This window comes from Psychroflexus aestuariivivens (genome assembly GCF_004010055.1).
GTDB lineage: Bacteria > Bacteroidota > Bacteroidia > Flavobacteriales > Flavobacteriaceae > Psychroflexus > Psychroflexus aestuariivivens.
This window is the reverse complement of record NZ_RQVT01000050.1, coordinates 130,482-146,780: the sequence shown is the minus strand read 5'-3', so window position 1 is coordinate 146,780 and position 16,299 is coordinate 130,482. Positions and strand designations below refer to the sequence as shown.

Sequence of the window (16,299 nt, the reverse complement as noted above, 5' to 3'; positions counted from 1 at the left end):
GAATTACTTATGAAACAGATTATTTTTTTATTATTTTTTTTCACCATTGGCATTAATGCGCAAGACTTTTCACAAAACTGGAAAGGTCATTTCTCTTATTTAAACATTACGGATCTTACTGAAGGAGATGATAGAATTTTTGCCGCTGCTGAAAATGCAATTTTCATTTACAACCCATTTTCTCAAACCACAGAAATTTTATCTTCAATTCAAGGAATTTCTGGAGAACAGATTTCTAAGATTCATTATTCTGAAGATTATGGTTTAATTTGTGTCGGTTACGAAAATGGTCTGGTTCAAATTGTAATGGAGAATAATCAAAATATTTTGAGTGTTGTAGATATTTTAGAAAAAGTATCGATTTCTCCGAACCAAAAACGCATCAACCATTTTTATGAATATGAAGGTCGATTGTTTATTTCCACAGATTTTGGTATTTCTGAATACGATTTGGCTAATTTAGAGTTCAATGATTCTTATTTTATTGGAGAAAATGGTGGTCAAATTGAAGTGAAACAAACAACGGTTTCCAATGGAAGAATTTATGCGGCAACTACTCAAAATGGTATAAGAAGTGCAAACGTTAATAGTCCAAATTTGATAAACTTTCAATCTTGGCAAACCGATTTTGTTGGAAACTGGAAAGGAATTTTGAACTTTAATGATCAAATTTTTACTTTACGAAATGACAATCGCATCTTTAGAATCAATAATTCAAACCTTGTGCAGTTAACTTCTTTTAGCAGTGAAGTTACTGGTTTCAATGTAAGTGGAGGTCAGTTGGTTATTTCATCTTCAAATTTAGTTCAGTCCTATAATTCGCAACTCAATCTTGAAGCTTTTGTGAATAATTTGCTGAATGAAGACTTAGAGTTAAACACAGCTATTTCTAACAATAATCAAATTTATCTTGGTCATAAAAACTTAGGCTTATTACAATTTCTAAATAACGGATCAGATCAATTTATACCTCTTAGTCCAGATGGACCATTATTCAATCGTGTGTTTAGTTTAAGCGCTATTCCCAATGAATTATGGGTGACTTACGGTGAGTATTCGCAATTTTTAAATCCGTATCCTGGTGGAATTAATGAGCGTGGTTTAAGCCATTTGGTAGGAGAAGATTGGATTAATATTCCTGTAGAAGACTTGAATAATGCTAGTGAACTTTCAGATGTTGCTATCGACTCTTCTAATCCGTCTAGAGTATTTGTTAGTAGTTATTTTGATGGCTTATTGGAGATAGAAAATAATACTTTAATTCAACAATATGACTCTTCAAATAGTAATATAGAAGGTGTGCCAAGCAACGAAAATGACAACAGAATTGGGGCCAGTGCTTTTGATAGTCAAGGCAACTTGTATTTTTCAAATTCACTCACAGAACACCAAATTAAAAGACTGAATGCAGACGGTAGTTTTTTTACGCCAGATACTTCTGAAGGCGTGACAAATCCTACGCAAACACTTTCTGCTAAACTCGTTGTAGACAGAAATAACAATGTTTATTTAGGAACATTGAAAAAAGGAATTATAGCTTACAACAGTAGTACGAATTCTGCTGCTGCCATTGCAAGTAGCGTTCAAGGGGTCGATTTTCCGGATACCTTCAACGAAAATCCAAATATTACGGCTTTAGTATTCGATCAAACTTCTAGATTGTGGATTGGTACACAGGCAGGTTTGCGCGTGATGTCCAATCCTTCTGGAATTTTCAATGAAGAACCTAACGTAAACGTTTTCCCGATTATCATAGAAGATGTTGACGGGCTGCCACAAGAATTACTTTTTGAACAATTCATAACTGATATTGCGGTTGATGGTGCGAACAATAAATGGATAGCTACTGCAGATTCTGGAGTTTTTCAAGTGTCTCCCAATGGGCAAGATATTTTGAATATTTTCAATCAAAACAATTCTCCTTTACCAACGAATAGCGTTAGAAGTGTAGCCGTAGATCAAGTTTCTGGTCGTGTGTATTTTGGCACCACAAGCGGTTTGTTGTCCTATTCCAGTAGAATAACAGGAACTAACGAAAACTTAGACAATTTACGTGCTTATCCTAATCCGGTTCGACCGAACTACACAGGCTTGGTAACTATTGACGGGCTAATTGACAACGCGAATGTAAAGATTACCGATATTACGGGCAATTTGGTTTATGAAGATTTTGTAGATGGCGGAACTTTAGAATGGGACACACGCGCTTTCGGTCGACACAAAGTGGCTTCTGGCGTGTATTTAATCATTGTTACAGGTGAAGACCAGGAAGAAACCAAAGTTGGTAAAATCATGATTATTCGCTGATGCAAATCAAAACCAAAGCTATTGTCATTTCTACGCTGAAGTTTGGCGAAGCAGATTTGATTGCAAAATGTTTTACCAAAGAACAAGGCTTGACTTCGTACTTACTTCGTGGTATCAGAAAATCTAAAAAAGGAAAATTGCGCACTTCCATGTTTCAACACCTCAGTTTGTTGGAGTTGGAAGCCACACATCGAGAGCAGAAAAATCTTCAATTTATTAAGGAAGCCAAAGTTTACCAACTTTACAAAACTTTGCATAGTAATATTTATAAATCTACTATGTTGATGTTTTTGTCAGAAATCTTGAAGAGTGCTATTCAGGAAGAAGAACAAAATGAGGCTTTATTTATATTTTTAGAAGAAAGTATGATTGAATTGGATGAAACACCTAATTTTGCAAATTTCCACTTATTATTTTTAGTGAAATTGAGTCGTTTTTTAGGATTTTATCCAGATGCATCAGATGAAATTGCAACCTATTTCAATCTTTTGGAAGGCAGGTTTGAAACTATTGAGATGAACAAATACTGTATTCAAAGCCAAAGTTCAGAACTTTTGAAATATTTGGTTGAAGGAAACAAATCTTATGCGAATGTTGAAACTTTAAAACTGAATCAATCTAAACGTCAAGCTTTTTTAGAATTTCTGATGCTGTATTTTGAACTTCAACTTCAAGGTTTCAAAAAACCAAAATCTTTGGAAATTCTACAGCAATTATTTTAAACTAAAGTCCACGTTCTTTCTGAATTTGCTCGTAAGCCTCCTGAACTTTGTTGAATTTCTCTTGAGCACCTTTTTGGTAGGCTTCATCCATATGTTGCAACTTGTCTGGATGGTATTTTTTTGCCATATTTCGATAAGCTTTTTTAATTTCAGAATCTGATGCTGATTTTTCAATTTCAAGAATTTTATAAGCATCATCGGCAGATTTGAAAAACATAGCTTTGATGCTTTCAAAATCAGAATGACCAATTCTCAAATTTTGAGAAATGTGAAGCAAAACTTTAAGTTCGGAATCAGAAACATGACCGTCGGCCATGGCAATGTTGAACAAAAAGTGTAAAATTTGTAATCGAACTTCATAACGAACGCGTGGACGCAAAAAAGCACAAATCCTTTCAGCAGAAATCTCTCGATTTTTTATTACTTCATTAAAAGTTCTAAAAGTTGCATTGGCGCGTTCTTTTCCATAGGCTTGTACAAAATACATCCTTACATAATCCAGTTCACGCTGAGAAGTTTTGCCATCTGCTTTGATAACTAACGATGACAATGAAAGTAAATTCAACTCAAAATCACCAGGGGAAACACTGGCTTTCTGCTCTTGAAAAATTTGTTCAAAAAAACTACCTGAGTTTTGACGACTTTTGGCGCTAGACCCACGAAAAATGCGGTCTAAAATAGAACCTAAGATAAATCCTAAAATCGCTCCACCAAAACGAAAATAAATAAAGCCAAGTATGGCACCAATCCACTTCAAATCTATAAAATTATATCTGCAAATATAAAATCCTGTGGGGTTTATCTCGGGCTAAATTTCAGAATTTTAAGATAGATTAACCTTGTGTCACAAACAATCATAATCATTGTGTTAAGACTCAGGTGGATAAATTCCATTTTTTATACATTTGTATTCAAATTAAATATAAATAAAACTAGACAAGATATGTATCCACCAGAATTAGTAAAACCAATGGCTCAGGAGCTTACAGCTGTAGGTTTTGATGAATTGAAAAGCAAAGCCGATGTTGACGTTGCTTTGTCCAAAGAAGGCACAACTTTAGTTGTGGTAAATTCCGTTTGCGGATGTGCTGCTGCTAATGCTAGACCTGGCGCAATCAAATCTTTGGAAAACAACAAAAAACCAGATCATTTGGTTACTGTGTTTGCCGGAGTTGATAAAGAAGCGACCGACGAAGCTAGAGGCAAAATGATTCCTTTTCCACCTAGTTCTCCATCAATGGCATTATTCAAAGATGGCGAATTAGTTCACATGTTAGAGCGTCACCACATCGAAGGACGTCCCGCAGAAATGATTGCCGACAATCTTATGGATGCTTACAATGAGCATTGCTAAAACCTAAGATTTTATAGAATTTATTCAAGCCGTTTTCTTATGGAAAGCGGCTTTTATTTTGTAATATTTAAAACTCACTTAAAATTTGAATGACAAATCCTCTCAAAATATTCACTTGGTGTAATTTTACATTTAGAAGCTATAAAATTTCGAGCACTTAATTTAAATCATTAACATCATTTAAAATTGTTAAGCTGAACTTTGTTTACGTATGAAAAAAATATTGACCTATCCACTTTCCATAGTATTTTACTTGTGTTTTGGTTTGACATTGGTGGTTTTTCAAGTATTACAATGGTTTTCTTTACAGCTTTTCGGATACCAAGCGCATAAGAAAAGTGTAGATATTTTTAATTTTTTCTTGATGCGCTGTCTCAATATTGTCGGGACAACTTTTCAAATTGAAAAATCTTATGATTTACGCAGAAATCGCCCACATATTATTGTTGCCAACCACCAAAGTATGTTCGATATACCACCAATAATTTGGTATTTGCGCCAATTGCATCCAAAGTTCATCAGCAAAATTGAATTGGCTAAAGGCATTCCTGGCATTTCTTTCAACTTAAGACACGGTGGTTCGGTATTAATCGACAGAAAAAACCCCGATCAAGCAGTAGGACAAATCAAAAAACTGGGACAATATATTTGTAAATTCAACCGATCAGCAGTAATTTTTCCCGAAGGCACCAGAAGTCGCACAGGCGAGCCAAAAGCATTTGCATACAAAGGTTTGATGACGCTTTTTGAGGCTTGCCCAGATGCTGTAATCGTACCAGTTAGTATTCATAATTCATGGAAACTTCAGAAATATGGGATGTTTCCCATAAATCATGGAGTCAAATTCCGAATGAAAGTGCATGAAACTTTAGAAATTAAAGATTTTCAGACTGATGTTTTAATTCAAAAGTTGGAGCAGATCATTTCTGAAGACATCAGACAAAACCCAAAATAATGACCGCAAACCAAAACCGAATAATCTCTAATACAATAGATTTTGTCAAAAAAACCTTGGAAAATGCAGAAGGTGGACATGATTGGTTTCATATTTGGCGTGTTTACAAAAATGCACAACACATTGCTAAAACCGAATCTGTAAATAATTTTGAGGTGGAATTAGCCGCTTTGCTCCACGATATTGCCGATGCGAAATTTCACAATGGTGATGAAAATCTAGGCGCACAAAAAACCGAAGAATTTCTAGCACAACAAGATTTGGATTCTGAAAGTCTAACACATGTGGTAAATATTGTTCGTCATGTGTCTTATAAAGGTGGACACAATAATTTAAAATTCAATTCTTCGGAATTGCAAGTTGTTCAGGATGCCGATCGACTTGATGCCATTGGCGCCATAGGAATTGCGCGTGCTTTCAATTATGGTGGATTCAAAAATAGAAAAATTTACGATCCTGAAGTTTCACCAACAACCTATGAAACAACCGAAGCTTATAGACGTTCAGATGCGCCTACCATCAATCATTTTTATGAAAAATTATTGTTACTCAAAGACCAAATGCATACGACATCTGCCAGAAAAATTGCTGAAGAACGACACGAATTTATGAAGAATTTTTTAGCGCAATTTTATGCTGAATGGGACGGGAAACGATAACTAAAACACAGGAAAAACCTCGTTATCAGCCACAACATAAACTTGGTCTTCAGGCTCTGGAAGCATGAGTGCTTTTCCTGTGAAAGTACCAAATGCTGGCAAGATTAATTGATTTTGACTTCGGAAAAAACAAGCCAATTTCATTTGTTGTTTGCCTTCACCATTCAGTCGAAATCCTGGATGAAGATGACCACAAATATTGAATTTATCTTCGGTTTCTGTAGGATGATGTGTCAAAAGAAATTTTTCTGTTTCTATATTTTGTTCAAGACTGATATCGATTTTTTCAAATTCTTCTGGCGCTAAAATATCATGATTTCCGACAACCAATGTGAAATTTTCTGAACGTTGCTCTATCCAGTTTTGAAATTTATGCCAATCTTTATTCATCGTAGAATGAAACAAATCACCTAAGAAAATAACTTTTTTCGGCTTGAATTTTGAAATCACACGTTCCAATTTCAAAAAGTTCTGAAGACTTACAATTGCTGGAATTGGATGGCCATGTTTTCTGAAGTGGTGAATTTTACCTAAATGTAAATCAGCGATAAGCAACACATTTTTGGACGTCCAATATAACGCACCAGACGGATCCAGGATGAATTCATCGTTCTGAATTTCAATTTTCACTTTAGAAACCTTGTTTTAGAATTTGAATAGAATTTTTTTGACAAAAAATTCGTCAAGCAATTTACAAAGATTTACTTTTGAAGCCACATCAAATTCTGTAAAAATGAAGGTTTTAATACTTGGAAGTGGCGGTCGCGAACACACCATTGCACAAAAAATATATGAAAGTCCTAATTGCGATCAGATTTTTGTAGCACCAGGAAATGCTGGAACTTCTGCTATTGCTGAAAATCTAACGCTAGATATTGGCGATTTTGAAGCGGTTGGCAAATGTATTTCAAATCATAATATCGGGATGTTAATTGTCGGACCGGAAGCCCCGTTAGTAGATGGAATAAAAGATTATTTTGATGACAAAAACGAATTTTCAGATCTATTAATCATCGGTCCATCTAAACGCGGTGCATTGCTAGAAGGCAGTAAAGAACGCGCTAAAGAATTTATGCGAACGCACCAAGTACCGACGGCAGCTTACCAAAGTTTCACTGCAGAGACTTTAGATGCAGGCAAGTCATTTTTGGAAACACTTCGACCACCTTATGTCCTAAAAGCCGATGGTTTAGCAGGCGGGAAAGGTGTTTTAATTTTAAAACATTTGCAAGAAGCTCAGGATGAACTTGAACAAATGTTGACTAACAGTAAATTTGGTCAAGCTTCAGAAAAAGTAGTGATTGAGGAGTTTTTGAGTGGCATAGAATTGAGTGTTTTTGTGCTTACAGATGGCGAAAATTATTTAACTCTACCAAATGCTAAAGACTACAAACGTATCGGTGAAGGCGATACTGGACTGAATACTGGTGGCATGGGTGCAATTTCTCCAGTGCCGTTTGCAGATGAAACTTTTATGAAAAAAGTTGATGAAAAAATCATAAAGCCAAGTATAGATGGTCTCACCAAAGAAAATATTGATTATACAGGTTTTTTGTTTATCGGTTTGATGAAAGTTGGTGACGAGCCTTATGTGATAGAATATAATGTAAGAATGGGCGATCCAGAAACCGAAGTTGTAATTCCAAGAATCGAAAATGATTTTCTGGATGTGTTGATAAAAACAGCGCAAGGTAAAATTTCAGAAGTAGATTTAAACATAGATAAAAGAAGCGCAACTACAGTAATGTTGGTTTCTGGCGGCTATCCAGAAGCTTACGAAAAAGGCAAAACAATTCATGGCTTGGACAAAATTAAAAATACTGATGATGTCTTTATCTGTCATGCTGGTACCAAAATAGAAAACGACCAAATTCTAACCAATGGAGGCAGAGTGTTGGCCGTGACAACTTTCGATAGTAATTTTGAAAGCGCATTAAGAAAAGGCTACAAAATTGTGGATCAAATTGATTTTGATAAGAAATATTTCAGAACGGACTTGGGTAAAGACTTAGTCTAATTCTGCGTTTTTACCTAAAAAAGGATGTGCTTTTACGCTTCTGTCTTCTTCGTCGTTCTCGTTGTATTTTTTCAATTCTTTCATCCAGTATAAAAAAGCGACAAAAACAACTAAAACGAAGATCCAGTTCAGACCATTTGCAGCCCACCAAGACTCGTCTTGCAATTCGCGCAAAGCGTCTAATGGCAAGAATAATAAATCATCAAAAAGAGATGCAATGCCTTCAAAAAAATCTTTCATATCTAGTATAAATTATATTTACCTTGCAAAAATAACAAATTAGGCTATGATTACAAGGTTTTTTAATCATTCTAAACCGATTGCTTACATTTTAGTAAGTTTAATTTTTGGAATAGCGTTTTTTTTTGAAAATTTCATCAGCTTAGATTTTGAATTTGATAGCGCATATGTGCTTAGAAAAATAGGAATCTTCATAGTGTTTTTGTTGTTACTTTTTGTATTGAATTTCATTCTGAAACGCAATAAAATTCAGAAACAAAACACCTATACACTTTCTATATTTGTACTTTTACTTATTGCTTTTCCTGAAGTTCTTAGAGCAGAAAAACTTATAATTAGTTATATTTTTTTACTATTTGCGGTAAGAAGAATTATAAGTTTAAAAAATAACAAATTTTTTAAGCAGAGAATTTTTGACGCTGGATTTTGTCTTTTTTTTGCTAGTGTTTTAGAGCCTTCCCATCTATTATTTGCAGTTGTAATTTATTATGCTATTTTACTTTATGCGTCCCAAAATTATAGATATTTCATTCTACCAATTCTTGGATTTTTAGTTGGTTTGGTTTTGCATACAACTTATATGTTAATTACAGAAGATCAGTTTGTGAATTATATTGAATACCTTCCAGAAATTAGATTAGAATCTCATATGTTTGCTGATTTCAAATACGGTTTTTTGTTAGTTCTTAATCTTTTATTCTTGATTTGGAGCTTATTCCAAATGCCAAAAGTATTCAGTCAAGCTAAACTTCATCAGCGTAAAAGTTTAAATGTTTTCAATGTGATATTGGTGATTTCGTTGGTGATTTTAATTTTCAATCATCGAAGTTTCTACGAAGATGCTTTGTATTTTGTCCTGCCAATTTCAATTTTTATGGGAAATTATTTTCAGCTGAAAACAACAAAAACTTATATGAAAGAAATCATTTATGCTTTGATGATTATTGGTATTTTGGTATCAGCCTTGTATTGATTTCTGCAAAGCTTTTTCACTCTAAAATTCTCTATTTCTTAATACTTGTTACAAAAATACCTAAGGACTTGGTATATTTGTCAAAATTCAAAACCAAGATTATGTTTTCAGAAAAAGCCAATAGAATTTTCAATCAAGTTATCGAAACTTATCATATTAAAGACAGCGTCGATCAGGAATTCAAAAATCCGTTTGACAAAAAGGAGACTTTAATCGAACATTTGTTATATCGAAAATGTTGGATAGACACTGTTCAATGGCATTACGAGGATTTAATTCGCGATCCCAATATCTCGCCAGAAGATGCTTTAGTGTTGAAGCGAAAAATTGATGCTTCCAACCAAGATCGTACCGATACTGTCGAATTTATAGATAGTTATTTTTTAGATTTATTCAATAATATAGAAGCGAAACCTAAAGCGAAAATCAATACTGAAAGTCCAGCTTGGGGCATCGATCGCTTGTCTATTTTAGCTTTGAAAATTTATCATATGAATGAAGAAGCTAACAGAACAAATGCTTCACAAAAACATCAAATGGCTTGCAAAGCAAAATTGGAAGTACTTTTAGAACAACGCACCGATTTGTCTTTGGCGATCGACCAATTGTTGGAAGATATTAAAGTTGGCGATAAGTACATGAAAGTTTATAAACAAATGAAAATGTACAATGACGACGAAATGAATCCAGTATTGAGAAGTAAAAAATAACAATGAGGCAGCCGACTCACATTCTAGTGATTCGCTTGTCCGCCATGGGTGATGTAGCGATGACTGTGCCGGTGTTGGAGCGATTGAGCGCTACTTATCCAAACTTGAAAATCACTGTTTTAACCAAATCTTTCTTTGCCCAATTTTTTGGTCATTTAGAAAATGTTGATGTTGTGGTTGCCGATGTCAAACTGAAACATAAAGGCATTTCTGGGTTATGGCGATTAGCTAAAAGTTTGCAGAAATATAATTTTGAAGGTGTTGCTGACTTACATAATGTTCTAAGATCTAGAATTTTATGTGGTTTTTTAAAAATTTTAGGTCAAGAATACTACAGAATAGACAAAGGGCGAAGTGAGAAAAAAGCGCTGACTCGACCAAAAAATAAAATTTTTAAACCATTGAAATCTACACATCAACGCTATGCGGATGTGTTTCGAAAAATGAATTTACCGGTGGATCTTAGCTTAGAAATCTCACCACAAAAACTAGAATTGTCTGAAAACTTACGTCAGGATTCCACATTAAATACTCAGAAAAAATGGATCGGAATTGCACCTTTTGCGGCACACAAACCAAAGCAATATCCATTAGCTTCAATGAAGGAAGTTTTAAGGAATTTGGCAACTTATGACGATTATCAAATCTTGTTATTTGGTGGCGGAAATAAAGAAGTCAAAAAATTGAAAAAGTTATCGAAAGATTTTTCTAACTTTATTTCTGTTGCTGGAAAATTCACGTTTAAAGAAGAACTTCAGTTGATTTCTAATCTAGAAGTCATGTTGGCTATGGACAGTGGCAACGGACATTTGGCTGCGATGTTTGGTGTTGAAGTTGTGACCATTTGGGGCGCCACCCATCCATTTGCTGGTTTTGCACCATTTGGACAAAAAGATTCACAACAAATTCTTCCAGATTTAGAAAAATACCCACTTTTGCCAACGTCTATTTACGGCAACAAGCAAGTGAAATCTTATGAGCATGTGATGAAAGATATTTCACCAGAACGGGTTTTGGCAACTTTGAATCAATTTATAAAGTAAAGTTTTTGTTTAGAATTTTTCAGAATTTCAAACTTTTCATTTTTATAAAAAAAAGCCGTTTCAATTAATTGAAACGGCTTTTAAAATTTAGTAAGTTCTGAAATTATTTATTTTCAGAATATCTTTTTGAAACTTCTTCCCAGTCGATAACATTAAAAAATGCATCGATATAATCTGGACGTCTGTTTTGGTAATTCAAATAATAGGCGTGTTCCCAAACATCTAATCCAAGAATTGGCATGCCACCGCAACCAACGTTTGGCATCAATGGGTTATCTTGATTTGCTGTTGAGCAAACTTCTAATTTACCGTCTTTATGGACACAAAGCCAAGCCCAACCAGAACCAAATTGTCCTGCAGCAGCTGTAGAAAATGCATCTTTAAAAGCTTCAAAAGAACCAAAAGAGTCATCAATGGCTTTTGCCAATTCTCCACTTGGCTCTCCGCCGCCATCTGGCGACATCACTTTCCAAAATAAGCTGTGGTTGTAAAAGCCACCACCATTATTTCTAACTGCGGTATTAGACAAATCAAGGTTGATTAAAATATTTTCGATAGTTTTACCTTCTAAATCTGTGCCTTCAATGGCAGCATTCAATTTTTTGGTATAACCAGCATGATGCTTGCCATGGTGAATTTCCATTGTTTTTGCATCAATATGTGGTTCTAAAGCATCGTGTTTGTAATCTAATTCTGGTAATTCGAAAGCCATAATTATATGTATTTTAGTTGTTATTATTAAATTGAACTCAAATGTAAAAATTAAGCTTCACAAGTGAAACATTTTCATGTTATTATTTACTTAAAAACAGATAGTTTTCTAAAGTGAAGGTGTTTTATTTAAGATTTAAGTTAATTTACTAATAAAAAAAGATTTGGTAGTTTTGAATTTAAAAATGTTTTCAGTCTCTTTTTTCTATTCTGAATTTAATATCTTTCCCTAAAATTTTTCCATGTCTGCTTCATCAACATTTACAATTTACGACGCTTCAGCTGGCTCGGGTAAAACCTTCAAACTCACTGAAAAATATTTGAGTTTACTTTTGAAATCACCAAAAAACAATGCTTTTCAAAATATTTTGGCAATCACTTTTACCAACAAAGCTGTTGCTGAAATGAAACATAGAATTGTAGATAATTTAGTCGATTTTTCAAGAACAAGTTCAGCGTCAGCACCTAATCCGATGTTGGCGGAAGTTCAAAGCAACACTGGGCTTAGTATTGAAAAAATTCAGCAGAAATCGAGATTAATTTTGCACGAACTTCTGGTGAATTATGCAGCATTCGAAGTGTCAACCATCGATGCGTTTACTCACCGAATTATCAGAACATTTGCCAAAGATTTGGGTTTGTCTATGAATTTTGATATTGAAATGGATACCGAAGAAATTTTGGAATTAGCTGTAGAACGCGTCGTTGATCGCGCTGGAACTGATGATTTGCTTACCGAAATCTTGATTGACTTTGCTTTAGAAAAAGTAAACGACGATAAAAACGGAAACATTTCCCTGGATATTTTGGAGGCTTCAAAATTGATTTTGAATGAAAAGGATGAAAGTTATTTAGCTGCATTTCAGGAGTTTGATTTGGAGGATTTCAAAAGTGCAAAAACTAAAATCCTGAAACACACACAAATTATTGAAAATGAGTTGGCTAAAATCGGACTCAGATTTTTAAACAAACTCGAAGAGCAACAATTAAAACCTAGCGATTATACGAGAAGTTCAATTCCGAATTATTTCAAAAAGCTAACCAAAAAAGATTTCAACATAAAATTTGATGCCAAATGGCAAGCTGAAATTGAAGATGAAAGTACACATGTCACTAAAAAATTGGATGAGGACAAGAAGTCTAAAATTTTTGCGCTAAAAGATGTGGTAATTACTGGTTTTTTTGAAAGTAAAGCCTTAATTCAACAATATAATTTTTATAATAAAATTTATAAAAACATCACTCAATTATCTTTGATTAGTGCAGTGAAAGATGAAATTGAAGAGATTAAAACCGAGCGAAACATTCTGTTGATTTCAGATTTCAATAAAAAAATTAGTGAAGAAATAAAAAAACAACCAGCACCATTTATTTTTGAACGTTTGGGTGAAAAATTTCAACATTATTTTATCGATGAATTTCAGGATACTTCTCGAAGACAATGGGAGAATTTAGTTCCGCTTTTGGAAAATGCACTAGCTTCCATGTTTGACGACCAAAATCCGGGAACACTAACTTTGGTCGGTGATGCCAAACAATCTATTTATGCTTGGCGCGGTGGAGATGCCTTACAATTTATCGATTTATCGGACGGAAAATCGCCGTTCCCAATTCAGTCGAATTTAGAAATCTTGGAAACCAATTACAGAAGTAGTCGCACTGTGGTTGAATTCAATAATGCATTTTTCAATTTTATTGGCGAACAATTGAATTACGATAAACTACAGCAATTGTTTTCTGGCAAAAGTGTGTCTCAACAAATTGCTAGAGAAAGTGAGGGTTTTGTCAATATAAAATTTCTGGATGTAGAGAATAATGACGAACGCGATGAAGCTTATCCAGAAGAAGTTTTAAATATTATTCAGCAGAAACAAAATCAAGGATTTCAGCTAGGTGACATTTGTATTTTGGTACGGAAAAAAGATCAAGGTGTTGCTGTTGCTGAATATTTGAACGCAAATGATATTCCGATTATTTCATCAGAAACCTTATTGATTCAATCGGATGGAAAAGTTCAGTTTTTGGTGAATATTATGCAAGCTTTAGATTTTGAAGATGACCAAGAAGCCAAGTTCAGAATCGTAGATTTTTTATTGTCTGAGGAAGAGATTTCAGAAGACAAACGATTTTTAAAATTGCAACAAATTTTGAAATCTTCGGCTTCAGGGTTTTGGCAAGAGATTCATAAATTAGGTTATGATTTTCAACCAGAATATTTTCATGCTTTACCGCTTTACGATGCCATAGAATATATTGTGGCAACTTTCAAATTCAGTAAAAAAGCCAATGCATATTTGCAATTTTTCTTGGATGAAATATTTGTATTTACTCAAAAAAAGCAAGGCGATTTGTCTTCATTTTTGAAATATTGGGAAATTCAATCTCAGAAAAAAAGCATTGTTGCGCCAGAAACCAAAAGCGCTGTACAAATTATGACCATTCATAAAAGTAAAGGCTTGCAGTTTCCAGTTGTGATTTTTCCATACGCTAAAGAGCAAACCGACTATACAAACAACAGTCATTTTTGGGTGAAATTGCCGCTAGAATTTAAATTGCCTTTTGGATTGGTAACAAAACCTTCCAAAAGTATTGAAACTGATGATTACACAGTTCAGTACGATTCGCTATTGGAAAATTTAGAAATGGAAAGTATCAACATGCTTTATGTTGCACTAACGCGAGCTTCAGAAGAAATGTACATTATCTCCGAAGATGACAGAAATAAAGACAAAAAGATAAAACCAACAACCTATAGTGGATTATTAATGATGTACTTGGAGCATAAAGGTTTGCCGATAGAAACCGACAGAAATTATGAATTTGGTAAAAGTTCTGTGCCAGATTATAAAACAGAAATATCTGAAAGTCAGAATTTAAAAATTCATTTTCATACCAAATCTGAACATCTCAATGTAGATTTGGTTACCACAGCTGGAAAAATTTGGCAGGACGACAATTCAGATGCGCTTCAAAAGGGAAATATGATGCACTCTATTTTAGCTGAAATTAATACGGAAAACGATATTCAAAATAGCATTCAGAAACATATCGATTTAGGTTTGTTGGAATCTTCTGATAAAGAAACTATTGAAAATATGCTTCAAAAGATTGTTAGTCATCCTGAATTGAAAAATTATTACAGTCCAGTTTGGAAAATTTTCAATGAAAGAGACATAAGTTTTATGGGAGATATTATCCGTCCTGACCGAGTTTGTTTAAAAGATAAACAAGCGGTAATTATTGATTATAAAACAGGTGAAATTTCAGAATTTCATCAAGCTCAATTAAAATTATATGCTGAAGCTTTAGAAGATTTGGACTATAAAGTAGAGAAAAAAATACTCGTTTACATCAACGAAAATATAGACGTAAAGTTTGTTTAAATTTGTAAAAAAATAAAAGATATGTATTCAGATCAGTTTAAAAATCAACTCAAAGAAGAAATTCAAAATATCAAAGACGAAGGTTTGTTCAAAAAAGAACGCATTATCACTTCCCCCCAAGGAGCAGAAATTACTTTAGATTCGGGCGAGAAAGTTTTGAATTTTTGTGCCAATAATTATTTAGGCTTGTCTTCGCATCCTGAAGTTGTTCAAGCAGCAAAAGACACTCTAGATTCACATGGTTTTGGAATGTCAAGCGTAAGATTCATTTGTGGAACACAGGATATTCATAAGCAACTTGAACACAAAATTGCCGATTTTTATAACACAGAAGATACGATACTTTATGCGGCTTGTTTCGATGCAAATGGTGGCATTTTTGAACCTTTGCTTACAAAAGAAGATGCGATTATTTCCGATTCTTTAAATCACGCTTCAATTATCGATGGTGTGAGACTTTGTAAAGCAGCCAGATATCGTTATCAAAATGGTGACATGTCAGATTTAGAAAACCAGTTGAAATCCGCTAGAGAAAACGGCGCAAGGAATATTTTAATTGTGACTGACGGCGTATTTTCAATGGATGGCTTAGTCGCACCATTAGATGAAATTTGCGATTTAGCTGAACAATATGAAGCTTTAGTGATGATCGACGAATGTCATGCCACTGGATTTATTGGAGAAAATGGTATTGGCACTTTAGAAGAGAAAAATGTCATGGGCAGAGTAGACATTATTACAGGAACTTTAGGAAAAGCTTTAGGTGGCGCTATGGGTGGTTATACGACTGGTAAAAAAGAAATTATAGAATTGCTGAGACAGCGTTCAAGACCATATTTATTTTCAAATTCGCTAGCACCATCGATTGTTGGCGCTTCTTTAAAAGTTTTTGAAATTTTAGAAAATGATAACACTTTAAGAAAAAAACTAACAGAAAACACAAAATATTTTAAGAAGCAAATTCAAGATGCCGGATTTGATATTATTGATGGAGAATCTGCCATTGTACCTGTGATGTTATACGATGCTAAATTAGCTCAAGAAATGTCCGCAAGACTTTTAAAAGAAGGGATTTACGTCATTGGTTTCTTCTATCCTGTTGTGCCAAAAGAGAAAGCTAGAATACGAGTTCAACTTTCTGCTGCACATGAGCAATCACACTTAGATAAAGCTATTTCTGCATTCATTAAGATAGGTAAAGATTTAAAAATCATTTAAAATTTAG

The 16,299-nt window shown here is 33.9% G+C and carries 15 protein-coding genes; 11 read left to right on the top strand and 4 right to left on the bottom strand.

The window, feature by feature from the left end:
* Positions 1–9 precede the first annotated feature (9 nt).
* Together porZ and recO are read left to right on the top strand one after the other, a co-directional pair.
* Positions 10–2,307, top strand: coding sequence for a type IX secretion system anionic LPS delivery protein PorZ (gene porZ, locus EIG86_RS09330; protein ID WP_127845903.1), 2,298 nt, complete (start codon positions 10–12; stop codon positions 2,305–2,307).
* Entirely contained in the window at positions 2,307–3,029 is a 723-nt protein-coding gene (recO, locus tag EIG86_RS09325) for a DNA repair protein RecO (protein WP_127845902.1), read from the top strand. Before porZ ends, recO begins: the two co-directional genes overlap by 1 nt.
* Before the next feature lies 1 nt (position 3,030).
* Here the strand turns inward: recO and EIG86_RS09320 are convergent, their stop codons facing one another.
* Positions 3,031–3,786, bottom strand: coding sequence for a TerB family tellurite resistance protein (locus EIG86_RS09320; RefSeq protein WP_127845901.1), 756 nt, complete (start codon positions 3,784–3,786; stop codon positions 3,031–3,033).
* Positions 3,787–3,972: 186 nt separating this feature from the next.
* Between EIG86_RS09320 and EIG86_RS09315 the strand changes: the two genes are divergently transcribed.
* The 3 genes from EIG86_RS09315 (at position 3,973) to EIG86_RS09305 (ending at position 5,997) form a co-directional block, all read left to right on the top strand.
* Positions 3,973–4,383 carry a BrxA/BrxB family bacilliredoxin gene (locus tag EIG86_RS09315; protein ID WP_127845900.1) on the top strand — a complete coding sequence of 137 codons (411 nt, stop codon included), beginning with the start codon at positions 3,973–3,975 and terminating at the stop codon, positions 4,381–4,383.
* 211 nt (positions 4,384–4,594) lie between these two features.
* A complete protein-coding gene (locus tag EIG86_RS09310; RefSeq protein ID WP_127845899.1) occupies positions 4,595–5,338 on the top strand; it encodes a lysophospholipid acyltransferase family protein in 744 nt (247 codons plus the stop codon).
* A complete protein-coding gene (locus tag EIG86_RS09305; protein WP_127845898.1) occupies positions 5,338–5,997 on the top strand; it encodes an HD domain-containing protein in 660 nt (219 codons plus the stop codon). The genes EIG86_RS09310 and EIG86_RS09305 overlap by 1 nt, the downstream gene beginning before the upstream one ends.
* On the opposite strand, the gene pdeM is transcribed toward EIG86_RS09305, so the two are convergent.
* A complete protein-coding gene (pdeM, locus tag EIG86_RS09300) occupies positions 5,998–6,627 on the bottom strand; it encodes a ligase-associated DNA damage response endonuclease PdeM (RefSeq protein WP_127845897.1) in 630 nt (209 codons plus the stop codon).
* 103 nt (positions 6,628–6,730) lie between these two features.
* On the opposite strand from pdeM, the gene purD reads away from it, so the two are divergent.
* Positions 6,731–8,014: a phosphoribosylamine--glycine ligase gene (gene purD / locus EIG86_RS09295; protein ID WP_127845896.1), complete on the top strand. Its 1,284-nt coding sequence runs from the start codon at positions 6,731–6,733 to the stop codon at positions 8,012–8,014.
* Here the strand turns inward: purD and EIG86_RS09290 are convergent.
* Complete coding sequence (locus tag EIG86_RS09290; RefSeq protein WP_127845895.1) at positions 8,006–8,254, bottom strand: DUF6341 family protein; 249 nt, start codon at positions 8,252–8,254, stop codon at positions 8,006–8,008. The genes purD and EIG86_RS09290 overlap by 9 nt on opposite strands.
* Positions 8,255–8,300: 46 nt before the next feature.
* Between EIG86_RS09290 and EIG86_RS09285 the strand changes: the two genes are divergently transcribed.
* From EIG86_RS09285 to EIG86_RS09275, 3 genes are all read left to right on the top strand, one after another.
* The gene (locus tag EIG86_RS09285) at positions 8,301–9,227 is read left to right on the top strand and encodes a DUF6427 family protein (protein WP_127845894.1); all 927 of its coding nucleotides are present in this window, start codon (positions 8,301–8,303) and stop codon (positions 9,225–9,227) included.
* Between the two features lie 101 nt (positions 9,228–9,328).
* A complete protein-coding gene (locus EIG86_RS09280; protein ID WP_127845893.1) occupies positions 9,329–9,937 on the top strand; it encodes a DUF4254 domain-containing protein in 609 nt (202 codons plus the stop codon).
* Positions 9,938–9,939: 2 nt separating this feature from the next.
* On the top strand, positions 9,940–10,980 hold the full coding sequence (locus tag EIG86_RS09275) for a glycosyltransferase family 9 protein (protein WP_127845892.1): 1,041 nt from the start codon (positions 9,940–9,942) through the stop codon (positions 10,978–10,980).
* Positions 10,981–11,083: 103 nt separating this feature from the next.
* Here EIG86_RS09275 and EIG86_RS09270 read toward each other — a convergent pair whose 3' ends face one another.
* Entirely contained in the window at positions 11,084–11,692 is a 609-nt protein-coding gene (locus EIG86_RS09270; protein ID WP_127845891.1) for a superoxide dismutase, read from the bottom strand.
* 241 nt (positions 11,693–11,933) lie between these two features.
* Between EIG86_RS09270 and EIG86_RS09265 the strand changes: the two genes are divergently transcribed.
* Positions 11,934–15,074 (top strand): UvrD-helicase domain-containing protein, encoded by a 3,141-nt coding sequence (locus EIG86_RS09265; protein WP_127845890.1) that lies wholly within the window; start codon positions 11,934–11,936, stop codon positions 15,072–15,074.
* A gap of 21 nt (positions 15,075–15,095) precedes the next feature.
* On the top strand, positions 15,096–16,292 hold the full coding sequence (kbl, locus tag EIG86_RS09260; RefSeq protein WP_127845889.1) for a glycine C-acetyltransferase: 1,197 nt from the start codon (positions 15,096–15,098) through the stop codon (positions 16,290–16,292).
* Positions 16,293–16,299 lie beyond the last annotated feature (7 nt).